Here is a 12,617-nt window from a genome sequence, read left to right on the forward strand (position 1 = left end):
AATCACGAACTTTTGTTCGCTTTTCTGTCACAGCGGTGGCCAAAGGCGTCGGGGACCGGCGATTCATCTCCCACCTACGCCGGGCCATGCCCTGAGCCGCTTAGAGGTGGGAGAATTCTCGCCTAAATCAGTTAAAGAATGGGAGTGATCAGAATGGATATCGTATTTCCGACCGAGCACGGCACGTTCAATTACCGGGTTGCCGGCATTTGGGTGCAAGACGGGCATTTGCTCGTACACCGAAATGTGAACGATGACTTTTGGGCGTTACCTGGCGGCCGGGTCGGCATCGGTGAAGAAGCCGAGCTCGCCTTGACGCGGGAGCTACAGGAAGAGCTCGACGCCTCGGTGACCGGGACGACGTTCGCGTTCGTCTCCGAGAACTTTTTCACGTATCTTGAACGGACAGTCCATGAGATCGGCATGTACTTTTATGTATCGGGTGACCTCCCGCTACATACCGGAGACTTCCACGGACCGGAAGGAGATCACTTGATTTATCGTTGGCAGCCGCTTCGCGAACTTCGTGACTTGAAACTGTTTCCGGAGACGCTCTACGCGTTGCCTCAATCGTTGCCACCACATTTTATTGATCGCTGAGTCAGTAACCACGTCTTGGATTTTGCCGTTTCTCACGCCTGACGCCACGCCAGATGTGTGTGACGAACGCAAGGCTCGAGACCCCGCACGTCGCTAAACATAGGTAAGTCGTCACCGCGTCACCGTCAAGCGCATACGCGTCGATGACGAACCCCTCCGTACCGAGCAAGATGACGCACGTTCCGATGATTGTGAAAATGAGAAAACCGAGACCGAACGTGTTCAACCGCTCTGTCCGTTGGAACGCCGTCACCGCGAACGCGATGACGCTTAGGCACAGTAAAAACCAAAAGACGAACCGGAAATACGTGAACACGTCCATGCGGACTCACCCCTTAGAGGATCGTTTTCAACTCGTTCAAGTCGCGAATCTCATACGTCGTCTCGACCGTCGCTGCCACTTCGTGCGGATTATACCAACACGTATCGAGCCCGTACATCCGTCCGCCGGCGATATCGGCCGTCAATGAATCGCCGACGATGAGTCCGCGTTCCGGCGTGACATCTGAGACACGCTCGAACACATAGTCAAAGAACGGCTTCATCGGCTTTTGCGACCCTGTTGCATCCGAGACGAACACGTCTTGGAAGTACGGCAACAAACCTGACGCCTCGAGACGCTTGAATTGGGTCTCGGTCACGCCGTTCGTGACGATGTAGAGCGGATACTGTTCGCTGAGCGTCTGGACGAGTTCGAGCGCGCCGTCAATGACGTGCACACCGGCGTGCAAGTGGTCGCGATAACGCTGTTCGACTTCGTGTGCATTGATTGTAATGCCGAGCGTGTCGAACAGTTGCGTGTGACGGCCCATCAAGACATCCTCTCGTCCGACCTCGCCGCGTTCGAACGCGCGCCATAATCCACTATTGATTGCCACATACTGTTGTTTTAATTCATCGGTCATCCGAACGTTGTGCGCAGCGAGCAGTTGCTCCAAAGCGACGTGCTCGCTCTGTTTAAAGTCGAGCAACGTGTCATCGACGTCAAATAAAATCGCATCGTATCGTTTCATATCTGTATTACCCCTCTCTGCCTCTAATGTACAGGAACAGACATCGAAGTTCAAAAAAGGAGCAAACCATATGCCGAAACAGCCAATCACCAACCTCGAGTATTCGGAAAAAGAACTCGAATCGTTTTTTTACTTAGCCGACGAGACATTCGGCATCGATTTTCGCGAGTGGTACAAAGCTGGAGAATGGACTGACCGTTATCGCTGCTATTCATTGACGTTCTATCGGAATGTCATCTCGAGCGTCGGGATGAGCCGGATGACAGTGATGATGGACGGAACCGCGCGCGAAGCGTATCAAATCGGAACGGTCATGACGGACGAAATCCGACAAGGAGAAGGGCTCGCCACCCGCATCTTTAAGCACTTGTTCAAGCAGCATGACACGGATGGGTTGCCTTATTTTTTGGCTTGTAACGAAAGGCTTGCACCGTTTTACGAGCAACAGGGGTTCTCCGTCCAACCCGAACCGGAGCTATTCGTTTCAGTCTCGGGATCGGCCTCCCCACTCGAACATGTCGACGTCGATGCCGAACAGTGGCGGCGTTTCAAACTGGAGTCACTCCCGTTTTCACCGCGCCTCTATGCGACAGACGATATGCACATTTGGATGTTCCATTACTATCAAGGGATGAACGAGGACGTGTATCGTTTCGATGACGTCCATGTCATTTATATAATCGAGCGCTCGCGTTTAATTCTGTACGCCGTGCTGTCGCCGCGTCCTGTCGATATGCGTGACGTCGTGGCACGCCTCTCTTTTGAAGGCATCACGGAAATTGTCTTTAAATTTACGGCCGACCTGGATAGTGTGGAGCAACGTCCGTCCAGCGACGGTCCATGGATGATTCGCATGAACGAAGGGAAGTTTTTCCCTGAAGGTTGTCGCTTCCCTTATTTGTCGCAAGCATGAAAAAACTCGCCTCACGGGCGAGTTTTTTCATGTGCGAACGTATCTCGTAACGATCGGGCCGCCTCTCTCACAGCGCGTTTCGCTTCTGGCACGTAAAAGTAATAGTTCGCAAATCCGTGAATCAATCCGGCATAGTTCTTATAGTCAACGGGGACACCGAGGCTGACGAGCTTGTTCGCATACGCCCGCCCGAGGTCCCGAAGCGGATCGTACTCCGCCGTGAGAAGGGTCGTCGGTGGCAATTCCGCCAAGTATGGGGACAAGATCGGCGACGCATACGGATGTGCCAATTCCGTCTCATCATTAAAATATTGCTGCTGGAACCAGCGAATCAATCCTTCGTCGAGCAAGTAGCCGTTGGCATATTCGATCAAAGACAACGGTAAATTTTCCTCGGTCCCCGTGACCGGGTAGAACAAGAGCTGATGCACGATAGACGGGCCACCCCGCTCGAGCGCAATCAAGGCACTCACCGTGGCAAGCGTCCCGCCGGCGCTGTCGCCTCCGACGGCGAGACGAGAGGCGTCCACCCGGAGTGTTGCCGCATGTTCGGCGACCCAGGCGAGCGCATCAAAGCTATCGTAAACGGCCGTCGGAAATTTATGTTCTGGTGCGAGTCGGTAACTGACCGAGATGACGGTACAGTCGGCCTCATTCGCGATAGTCCGGCAAATCGCATCGTGCGTGTCGAGACTCCCCGTGACGTAGCCGCCTCCGTGATAATAGACGAGGGCCGGCGCAATCCCACGACCCGTCCGATAGATACGAATCGGAATCGTCCGTCCCGGTAATGGAATGAGACGGTCCTCAACCTCGTGCACGTGCTCTCTATGTTGAAACCGGGTCATCATCGCATCTTCTTGTCGTCTCAATTCGAGCGGATCCAATTGGTCATATGTGGTCGGGAGCTGATTTTGAAACTGGTTCAAATAAAATTGAATCGTCGGATTGACTGGCAATGGGAATCCCTTCTTTCTCTATTGGCTTTCAGTTGCCTATTCCCAGCCGCGTCCGACGTTAAGCAGACTCGCGTGTTTTTTCAAAGGCCCAACGGTACAGAAATGCCACAACGACCCCACTCGCGAACAAAACCATCCAAATGTTCATCACAATGGATTGATTTAACGGCTTGAAGAAGTAATCCCATGCCCCATCGATGTGCCCAATTATGGCCGTGGACAGAAGATACGAGACGAGTAGCCCTAAAGCAATCCATCCAAACCAGTCACGCCGGCCAAATCGCCACGCGCCCCACCATATAACGGCCGGAATCACGACATACCCGAACGCATTCCCAAAAAGAAAGTCTGATGCTGTCACGAAGAAACCCCACGGCAGACACAGGAGGACGACGAAGATGATTCGCCCTAGCATCAGGCTTGCCCCTGTTGATTCTTTTTCCACCAGACGAACAAGAAGATTCCCATCCCGACGACCAAAATCAACATCGAGAATATCAGTTGTTGCTCGAGCGGCAGCTTCGTCTGAGCGAGCGCGTACTGCGGCCCGAATAAGAGAAGCGGGATAATCAGATTGATCCACGTCTTCGTCCAAATCGAGACGAGGAGCAACGTGATGACGGCCAGACCGAACAATACGAGTTGAGCGGTTGGACCGAACACGATCGTCGGCGTCTCGACGAAGATGTCGAGTATCATCAGTCCAAGGAACAATGTCATCGGCAACGCGGCGAGCGCGATGTACGTCGCCCCGGTTTTAATTTTGCTTTCTGTCGAGCGGACCGACATGTTGCGGAACGCTTGTGCGGCGGCCAGCAAGAACAGAACGGCGACGAGCGGGAACCCAACCAACTGGGCCGTCGAGAACGTCATCTCGCCTTGAATGAAATTTCCGATGATAATGTAAGCAAACACGTTCGGAACCAACATCGCGATGATTTTGAAAAAGCCTTTTCCATCAAACGCCATTTCATGCCCGAGATGTTGCATGTAGGCTTTCGGACTTTGGCCGACGACATCGTCCACACTTTTTCCTGCCCGTTCCGCTTCCTCGAGATGATCTTTCAACTCGGCGACAACGTCTTGCACTTCCTCTTCCGATTTTCCGCTCGACATAAGATAGACTGCTAAATCATCCAAAAAATTACGACTCTTTTTTGAAAGTTCCATCTTCATTCCCCTCTCTGAGTACACGGTCGACGCCGCTTGACACTTCCGCCCAACGTTGTTTGAAGGCTAGCAATTCTTGCCGTCCCGCATCCGTCAAAATATAATATTTTCGTTTCGGGCCTCCGGATGGCAGTGTTTTTTGAATCGTTTCGACCCAGCCGTCTTTCTTCATCCGTAACAATACCGGATAGATACTGCCCTCGCTCACCATCGTGAAGCCGTACGCCTGTAGTTTCTCCGACATCTCATAGCCGTACGTCTCTCCTTTATCGATGATGGCCAACAGGCAACCCTCGAGCAACCCTTTCAACATTTGACTCATCGCCATGGCGCGACCTCACTTTCATCAAACTAACTTGTTATACATAATAGTAATGGAAGGGACTACCAATCGCAACTACTTTGTAAAACAAGTTAGTTACGCATCGAGAGGTTTATTTTTTCAAAACAGGTGAATACTTCTTAAGGTGAAGCAAAAAGAAAAAGGAGTGTTGTTATGCATACCGATTTTACGAAGATGTACATGAACGGCCAGTGGGTCGAAGGCTCGAGCGACAAGTCGATCGACAACGTGAACCCGTTCACGGACGAGACATTGTTCTCAATTCGATCGGCCGACGAAAGTGATTTAGACAACGCCTACAGCGTAGCGAAAGCAGCACAAGCCGAGTGGGCGACGATGCTCCCGCAGGACCGACGTGCCTTGATCGAACGTTTCGCGGAACTGACGCTCGAGCATAAGGATGAGATTATCGACTGGCTCGTCAAAGAGTCGGGCAGTACCCGCATCAAGGCCGAAGGTGAGTTTGCCGCCTCGATCGCCATCATCAAAGAAGCGGCGACGTTCCCGTTCCGGATGGACGGGCTCATCAAACCGTCCATCGTCCCGAACAAAGAGAACCGGGTCTATCGGAAACCGCTCGGTGTCATCGGCGTCATCAGTCCTTGGAACTTCCCGTTCCATCTCGCGGTCCGCTCGATCGTCTCGGCCCTCGCGACGGGCAATACGGTCGTCGTCAAACCGGCGACGGCGACACCGGTCACGGGCGGTCTCCTCTTCGCTTCATTATTTGAAGAGGCCGGCCTTCCAAAAGGCGTCTTGAACGTGATCGTCGGTCGTGGCTCGGAAATCGGCGACGCCATCGTCGAGCACCCGATCCCTAAACTCATCTCATTCACCGGCTCGACCGAAGTCGGGAAAGGTATCGCCGAGAAGGCGGGCCGCTCGTTGAAAAAGACCGCGCTCGAACTCGGCGGCAACAACGTCTTCGTCGTGTTAGACGACGCCGACATCGACCGCGCCGTCGAATCGGCCGTGTACAGCAAGTTCTTCCACCAAGGTCAAATCTGTATGTCGACGAACCGGATCCTCGTCGCCGAATCGATTCACGATGCGTTCCTCGAGAAATTCGTTGAACGAGTCCGTGCCTTGAAGTTCGGCAACCCGAACGAATCGGACACGCAAGTCGGACCGCTCATCGACCACGACCAAGTCGAGCGGATCCTCGATCAAATTGACAAGACGGTCGACGCTGGGGCGACGCTCCACGTCGGCGGCAAAGCGGACGGGAACGTCCTCGAGCCGACCGTGTTAAGCGGCGTCACGAATGACATGCCGCTCGCTAAAAACGAGATTTTCGGACCGGTCGCCGTCATTCTGTCGTTCAAAGACGACGCCGAGGCGCTGAAACTCTCGAACGAACTCCCGTATGGACTGAGCGGTGCCGTCCACGGTTCGGTGTATCGCGCGACCGAGTTCGCCCGTCAAGTCGAGACGGGAATGATTCACGTCAACGACCAATCGGTGAACGATGAGCCGCACTTGCCGTTTGGCGGCGAGAAAGACTCGGGTCTCGGCCGTTTCAACGGCGAATGGGTGCTCGAGGAGTTCACGACGCTCCAATGGGTATCCGTCATGCATGAACGCCGGGAATACAAACCATTCTTCTCATAATCAGCAAAAAGCGTGTTGATCCGTCCATGGACCAACACGCTTTTATTAGATTTTCTTCACGAACTCAGACTTCAGTTTCATCGCCCCGAACCCATCGATCTTGCAGTCGATGTCATGGTCGCCGTCGACGAGGCGGATCCCTTTCACTTTCGTGCCTTGTTTGACGACGAGCGACGTCCCTTTCACTTTCAAATCTTTGATGACCGTGACCGTGTCCCCGTCTTGGAGCACGTTCCCGTTCGCGTCTTTGATTTGCGCGTTCGCTTCCGCTTCAGCCGCCTCGGTCGGCGACCACTCGTAGGCGCATTCCGGGCAGATGAGCAAGCTCCCGTCCTCGTAGACGTATGATGATTGGCATTTCGGACAATTCGGTAATTCTGTCATGCTGATTCCTCCATTCGATTCACTGTAGCCAGTATATCGTATTTCGGGACGTTCGACAGCTACCGGTCAGCCCTCTTCCGGCGTCTCGGGACCTTTTAATTCGAGTTGATAAAATGACAAGTCGAGCCACTTCCCAAACTTATAGCCGGCCTGTTTGATCGTGCCTGAATGAACGAACCCAACTTTCTCATGGGCCCGAATGCTCGTCACGTTCGACGCATCGATGCCTCCGATGACCGTCTTATACTCCCGAGCCTCGGCGAGACGGATGATCTCACGGAGCAACTTGTTGCCAATCCCTTTCCCACGATACCCTGGGTGGACGTAAACGGAATGTTCGACCGTATACTTATAAGCCGGCCATGGACGGAACGGACCGAACGTGGCAAATCCCATGACGACGTCCCCTTCTTCCCAGACGATCATCGGAAACCCTTGCGCTTTCTTGTCTTCATACCAGGCGACCCGGTTTTGGAACGTGACCGGTTCGTAATGGTACACGGCAGTACTGTTGACGATGGCATCGTTATAAATATGTAAGACGGCTTGAAGGTCGTCACGTCGGCAATTGCGAATCATACATCCACCACTCTCATAAGTTTTTCTTCATTATACGTATCCAACTCGAAAAACACACGCGTCGACGCGCGCTTACAAAAAAAGGCCAGCCGCGTCGACTGACCATCCTTTGTTCACGCCGCCAAACGGTCACACATCGAGGCGCACTCGAAGCAGACCCGGGCGCACTCTTGGCAATGCTCATGTTTATGTTTCTCACACTCTTGGGCGCACGCCTTACAGACGACGGCACACGCCCGGGCAAGTTCCGGTACGAACGCGGAATCACGCGTCATCGCCTCGGCGAGAAATGCACACATCGCCGCACACTCCCGGTCGAGCCGGATGCAATCGACCATCATCTTCACGTCTTTCTCTTCTAAACACGATTCTAAACAGTAATTGCACGTCTCGACACAGTCATGTAACGTCTCCAGTTCGTTCGCATAAATCCGATGCATACGTACATCCTCCTTTTGCTAAATGAAACGACAACAACGACACGTTATTGTTGTTCCCTAATCCGCAAAAGAAAAACGACCGTTCGATACCAGGAAGCGACCGCGTTCAACAACCGTTCGGAATAGCGCTTTGGCACGAAACGAAGCCGATAAATTCGATACATCCGCTTCAAGTCTTCCCATTGGTGATCAATTTGTTGACCTTGGCGAAATCTGGCCAAATCGATTAAAAAGATACGACCGTCCGAGCTCAAGATGATATTCCGCAGATGAACATCTGACGGGGTGAGACCGCGCCTCCGCGCCGCGCTGAGCGCCGCGTCGACATCGTCAACATACGCCGCGTCAATCCAAATCCCTTCGGTCAGACATTCGAACAGCGTCTTTCCTTCGATATAATCGATGACGATGTAGTTCGGTCCGACCTCGTATAAGCGTGGGAACTGCGGAAGAGGTTCTAGCGTCTCATAAACGACCGCTTCCTCGGCCGCGATATGGGTGAAGCCAGGGAAAAACACTTTGATGACGAGACGGGTACCGTTAATTCGAAACACAGCGGCGCTGCGCCCGATGCCATGCAACTCGAGGCTTTCGTGCATATGCATTACACGCGTCTCCTCGCCGGACTGGTCAAACGACACGTCAGCCAGTAAATCATAACGGTTCATGAAGGACTCCTCTTTCTCGTTGTGTCCTTATCATACCGGAATTTCAAACATTTGACTCGCTCCTTGAACCGACGAAGTGACGCTCGGTCTGTTTATCCGTATAATGTAAGCGACAGACAATTAGGAGGAATCGATTATGCAACGAATCGCACTAACGGAAGATTTATCGTTTTCACGCATCGTCCACGGCATGTGGCGTCTCGCTGAATGGGACATGTCCACGCAAGAACGCGTCACATTCATCGAGCAGTGTATCGAGCTTGGGATCACGACGTTCGATCACGCCGACATTTACGGCGGGTACACGTGTGAAGGCTTATTTGGAGAAGCGCTTCGTTTGAAGCCAGAACTTCGCGACCAAATCGAAATCGTGACGAAGACGGGCATCAAATTGACGGGCGACTTCAACCCAGGCCAGACGCTCAATCATTACGACACGACGAAAGCACATATTATCCGCCAAGCCGAGCGGTCGTTACAAGAGCTTGCCATCGACCAGATCGACACGTTGTTGATCCATCGTCCCGACCCTCTGATGGACCCGGACGAAGTCGCCGAGGCGTTCACCGCATTACACGAGAGCGGAAAAGTCCGAACGTTCGGAGTGTCGAATCACTTGCCGTCACAACAGCGTCTCCTTCAGTCTCGTTTGCCGTTCAAGCTCGTCACGAATCAGCTCGAACTGTCTCCGATGCAACTGAAGCATTTCGAGGACGGGGCGGTCGACCTGTGCCATGAAGAACGGATGCCGCTCATGGCCTGGAGCCCGCTCGCCGGCGGCCGTTTGTTCTCAGAAGAGGACTACGCTCCACTCCGTGACACGCTCCACACGATTGCCGCACGCCATGACGTGAGCGGAATCGATACGGTCGTGTACGCCTGGTTGCTCGCACATCCGGCCCGCATCTTGCCAATCATCGGTTCTGGGAAAATAGAACGAGTCCAAAGCGGCGTCGAAGCGCTTAAAATCGAGCTCACACGAGAAGAATGGTTCGAAATTTTGAAGGCCGCTCGTGGCCGCGACGTCGATTGAAGGTAAAAATAAACAGTTTAATCCTTTTACGTACCATATGAAAATTATAGAGATTATTATCGTTTTAACGGGACGATTGATAAACCTCGATTTTTCGTCAAAAATCGACACCTCAAAAAACTTGAAATACCATTTCATATCCATAAGTGTAAACAAAGCCCGCTCAGTTCAAGTCGAGCGGGTTTTTCGTCTTTTTTAAAAAAAAACACTTTAATTTTCCTAAGCCTAAAGTCACAAAAAATTGGTGCTAAAATGATGAAAGTTATTCATTGAAGGAGAGCATCGATGTGAAAAAGTACCTGATTTTCTGTACACTTGCCATTTTAACGTTTTTGTTCGGATGCGAAGAAGAACAAGCGTTTCGCTTACATACAGCACCAGAGTACTATCAAGGACGGGCGACGTTGCCGTCTGGGCAACAAATCGAGATGACTGAAGCGGATCGAACGAGCGTCTTAGACGCCTGTTATCCGGACGAAGCCCTCGCCCTCACACCCGACGGCGATCGCCGTTGGGTCGGCACGGTCACGTTGTCCCAACCGTTGACGACTAAAGCGTCGACCCAGGCGTTCCCGACGGCCACTTTTTTTGAAGTGGAAAATCAAACGTACGTGGAATGTCGTGTCGACACGATTTCTTATGTGAAGCAAATCGAAGCGGTTCCGGATAGTCTCGTCCCATACCGTGGACAAGCGGTCACGTACCCTTCCGTCGCCAAGCTACGAAACGCCCAACCGCATGAACGATTGCAATACTTAAAGGAAATGAACAAACCTGTTGGAAATGAGCCTTACCCGAAACGAACGGCGCTCGAACAGACGCTCGTTCACGTGACGATGCCGTTCAACGGATCGTTCGAATTAACGTTCGAGTCCTCAGCGGGCATCGAGACGGTCACCGTCCCGATCGATGCGGCGTCACGCCAACCGTTCTTGTCGCTCGGATTCGGGATTGAAGCAGCCGAAGACACACGCCAATACGGAATCCATACTTCAGTAAACCAAGAGTTGTACCAAGATGTCATCCGGCCAAAAGACGCCTCGTACGAACGACTCCTCGGGGCCCGTCAAATCGACGACCTCCCGTCGACGCTCATCCCGGGCAAACGCTATCCGTTGTTCAGCTTTTCGTATATGCGTGACAACGTCCCGCACAAAGAAGTCGTCTCGCTCACGTACAAACAACCTGTCCTTTTGCGGGGAGAAGCGTTGAAACGTGAGATGCGCGCCGAATTTTCAAATCGTCAGCATGCCGTCTTTCATGAACTCGCCCTCATCGGTACTGAATCGAGAGACGCCTCATTTTTGACGCATTTGACAGCCGATCAGACACGTTTCGTCTTCAAGGCGATCGAGCGGTCTAAAGCGACGACCGAGACTGGAGAACCGGCTCCGATTCCGTATTTGACCGTATTCGAAGGAATCTGCGCCCAAACGTTTGATGTCAGTTATCGAGGTGACGACGTCGTGTTGACGAATACAAAGACCGGGTCCCACTTTAAACTACTGCGTGATGATGCGAACAAATGGCACGACCGCTTTGACCACTAAAGGAGGAATCTTGTGCCCAGAATCAGTCTCGCCGCGTCCCTACTTTTCGTTTTAGTGTTAAGCGGCTGCACGCAAGAAGAGACGGCGCTCGATCTCAACGTTCGCCCCCTCTTGTTTGACGGCTATCGCCTCGAGATCGGAAAGACGTTGACACAGATGGACGAGGCGGAGCATACGGCCGTCCATACGATTTGCGACGAGACGGACGTCACGTCGCTGCCGGACCGCCCGTTCGTCTTCGATGCGTCATATCGTAGCTTCACACGGTTCTCACCCGAGACGATCTCGCCCCTGACAGGCCTCACCGTCTTCCATGACGACGAAGCGACATACGCCTACTGTGAGACCGGCCACAGCCGGTATGTGAAACAGATCGACCCGGAACTCATGCCAATTGCCTATCGTGAAGCAGATCCTGAGCCGCTTCGACCGCGTGTAGCCCGTGTGTCCGCCGATACACAGCAGGCGCTTCTTGAACAACTCGAGGACGACACTCCATATTTCGAGTTCAAACCGTTCAACGCGCCGTTTGTCGCGTTACAGGCGCCCCTGTTCACGACGCTTTCGATTGAGGTAAACACGCAGGACGCATCGATGACATTCTCTCGTCCTTACGAGCCAAGCTTGAGCTTGCAACATGTGACGCTCTCGCTTCATATCGTTGAGATGAATGGGTTCGTCCAACCGGCGCTCTTTGAGTCTTCTGAGGCGAACACATCGCAGTGGCTGCTCGACCCTGTGCCTGACGGCGGTGTCCCGACACTGTCAGACACGTATCTGTTACCCGAGACGCTCGAGTTCGGGAAGACGTACCCGCTCTGGCAACTTTCCTATGATGTCGAAGGAGAAATCGTCGAGCAGACCGTCTCACTTCGCTATGAGCCACCCGTCACGATGACGCAAACCGAGGTTAATGCCGCAACGATGACGGCCGATGAGGAAGTCACCATCGGTTATTTCCACAAGACACCGCTGTCCGGGAAGACCGAGCTGCACGCCTTAGATGCGGTCCAGACGTTGACGACGGACGGTGCAATGTTGAAACAGATGGTGGCGCGGGCCGAACCGATCAAACGGAGCGGCGAACCGGCCGACTATCCGTTGTTCACGTTAATCGAGGGCGTGACATCCCAGACGTTCGAGGTGACGCTCCATAAGCGCTCGAAAAAAACGGACGTCTTCCTCACGACCGAAGGCAAACATTACAAACTGAACTCTGAGGACAGCGCCTCGTGGCTGTCGCTCGCCCCTTACTGACAGACGGTCTTCCCGTCTGTCTTTTGCATGTTCTGTAAGCAACATCGTCCAATCACAAACCGAGACTGTGCGACAATGAAACAAATGACACGAAGGA

At 53.0% G+C, this 12,617-nt stretch carries 16 protein-coding genes; 6 read left to right on the forward strand and 10 right to left on the reverse strand.

The window, feature by feature from the left end; all coding sequences use genetic code 11:
• The first annotated feature begins 153 nt into the window (after positions 1-153).
• Positions 154-600: an NUDIX hydrolase gene (locus L971_RS06920; RefSeq protein WP_029334099.1), complete on the forward strand. Its 447-nt coding sequence runs from the start codon at positions 154-156 to the stop codon at positions 598-600.
• Between the two features lies 1 nt (position 601).
• Here L971_RS06920 and L971_RS06925 read toward each other — a convergent pair whose 3' ends face one another.
• The gene (locus tag L971_RS06925; RefSeq protein WP_024369755.1) at positions 602-922 is read right to left on the reverse strand and encodes a hypothetical protein; all 321 of its coding nucleotides are present in this window, start codon (positions 920-922) and stop codon (positions 602-604) included.
• 13 nt (positions 923-935) lie between these two features.
• Positions 936-1,613 (reverse strand): YjjG family noncanonical pyrimidine nucleotidase, encoded by a 678-nt coding sequence (locus L971_RS06930; RefSeq protein WP_024369754.1) that lies wholly within the window; start codon positions 1,611-1,613, stop codon positions 936-938.
• A gap of 70 nt (positions 1,614-1,683) precedes the next feature.
• On the opposite strand from L971_RS06930, the gene L971_RS06935 reads away from it, so the two are divergent.
• The gene (locus L971_RS06935; RefSeq protein WP_047375149.1) at positions 1,684-2,526 is read left to right on the forward strand and encodes a GNAT family N-acetyltransferase; all 843 of its coding nucleotides are present in this window, start codon (positions 1,684-1,686) and stop codon (positions 2,524-2,526) included.
• A gap of 11 nt (positions 2,527-2,537) precedes the next feature.
• Here L971_RS06935 and L971_RS06940 read toward each other — a convergent pair whose 3' ends face one another.
• Genes L971_RS06940 through L971_RS06955 form a run of 4 tightly spaced genes read right to left on the reverse strand, consistent with a single transcriptional unit; the run spans position 2,538 to position 4,983 of the window.
• On the reverse strand, positions 2,538-3,485 hold the full coding sequence (locus tag L971_RS06940) for an alpha/beta hydrolase (RefSeq protein WP_047375151.1): 948 nt from the start codon (positions 3,483-3,485) through the stop codon (positions 2,538-2,540).
• A gap of 58 nt (positions 3,486-3,543) precedes the next feature.
• Positions 3,544-3,900 carry a hypothetical protein gene (locus L971_RS06945; RefSeq protein ID WP_047375153.1) on the reverse strand — a complete coding sequence of 119 codons (357 nt, stop codon included), beginning with the start codon at positions 3,898-3,900 and terminating at the stop codon, positions 3,544-3,546.
• Positions 3,900-4,625, reverse strand: coding sequence for a hypothetical protein (locus L971_RS14830; protein WP_156111508.1), 726 nt, complete (start codon positions 4,623-4,625; stop codon positions 3,900-3,902). The genes L971_RS06945 and L971_RS14830 overlap by 1 nt, the downstream gene beginning before the upstream one ends.
• Before the next feature lie 4 nt (positions 4,626-4,629).
• Positions 4,630-4,983, reverse strand: a complete 354-nt coding sequence (locus L971_RS06955) for a PadR family transcriptional regulator (RefSeq protein WP_029334093.1) — start codon at positions 4,981-4,983, stop codon at positions 4,630-4,632.
• Between the two features lie 168 nt (positions 4,984-5,151).
• Between L971_RS06955 and L971_RS06960 the strand changes: the two genes are divergently transcribed.
• Entirely contained in the window at positions 5,152-6,609 is a 1,458-nt protein-coding gene (locus L971_RS06960) for an aldehyde dehydrogenase family protein (protein ID WP_024369748.1), read from the forward strand.
• Between the two features lie 45 nt (positions 6,610-6,654).
• Here the strand turns inward: L971_RS06960 and L971_RS06965 are convergent, their stop codons facing one another.
• The 4 genes from L971_RS06965 to L971_RS06980 all read right to left on the reverse strand — a co-directional run bounded on the left by L971_RS06965 (position 6,655) and on the right by L971_RS06980 (position 8,680).
• Entirely contained in the window at positions 6,655-6,993 is a 339-nt protein-coding gene (locus L971_RS06965; protein ID WP_024369747.1) for a zinc ribbon domain-containing protein YjdM, read from the reverse strand.
• A gap of 66 nt (positions 6,994-7,059) precedes the next feature.
• Positions 7,060-7,572, reverse strand: coding sequence for a GNAT family N-acetyltransferase (locus tag L971_RS06970; RefSeq protein WP_029334090.1), 513 nt, complete (start codon positions 7,570-7,572; stop codon positions 7,060-7,062).
• Between the two features lie 113 nt (positions 7,573-7,685).
• Complete coding sequence (locus tag L971_RS06975) at positions 7,686-8,012, reverse strand: four-helix bundle copper-binding protein (RefSeq protein WP_024369745.1); 327 nt, start codon at positions 8,010-8,012, stop codon at positions 7,686-7,688.
• A gap of 44 nt (positions 8,013-8,056) precedes the next feature.
• Entirely contained in the window at positions 8,057-8,680 is a 624-nt protein-coding gene (locus tag L971_RS06980) for a serine/threonine protein kinase (RefSeq protein ID WP_024369744.1), read from the reverse strand.
• Between the two features lie 136 nt (positions 8,681-8,816).
• Here L971_RS06980 and L971_RS06985 point away from each other — a divergent pair, with 136 nt between their 5' ends.
• The 3 genes from L971_RS06985 (at position 8,817) to L971_RS06995 (ending at position 12,520) form a co-directional block, all read left to right on the forward strand.
• Positions 8,817-9,713 (forward strand): aldo/keto reductase family oxidoreductase, encoded by an 897-nt coding sequence (locus L971_RS06985; RefSeq protein WP_024369743.1) that lies wholly within the window; start codon positions 8,817-8,819, stop codon positions 9,711-9,713.
• A gap of 287 nt (positions 9,714-10,000) precedes the next feature.
• Positions 10,001-11,263 (forward strand): hypothetical protein, encoded by a 1,263-nt coding sequence (locus L971_RS06990; RefSeq protein ID WP_231557574.1) that lies wholly within the window; start codon positions 10,001-10,003, stop codon positions 11,261-11,263.
• 12 nt (positions 11,264-11,275) lie between these two features.
• Positions 11,276-12,520 carry a hypothetical protein gene (locus L971_RS06995; protein WP_047375156.1) on the forward strand — a complete coding sequence of 415 codons (1,245 nt, stop codon included), beginning with the start codon at positions 11,276-11,278 and terminating at the stop codon, positions 12,518-12,520.
• Positions 12,521-12,617: the final 97 nt, after the last annotated feature.

The sequence above is a fragment of the Exiguobacterium sp. ZOR0005 genome, from assembly GCF_000798975.1.
GTDB classification, from domain to species: domain Bacteria; phylum Bacillota; class Bacilli; order Exiguobacteriales; family Exiguobacteriaceae; genus Exiguobacterium; species Exiguobacterium aurantiacum.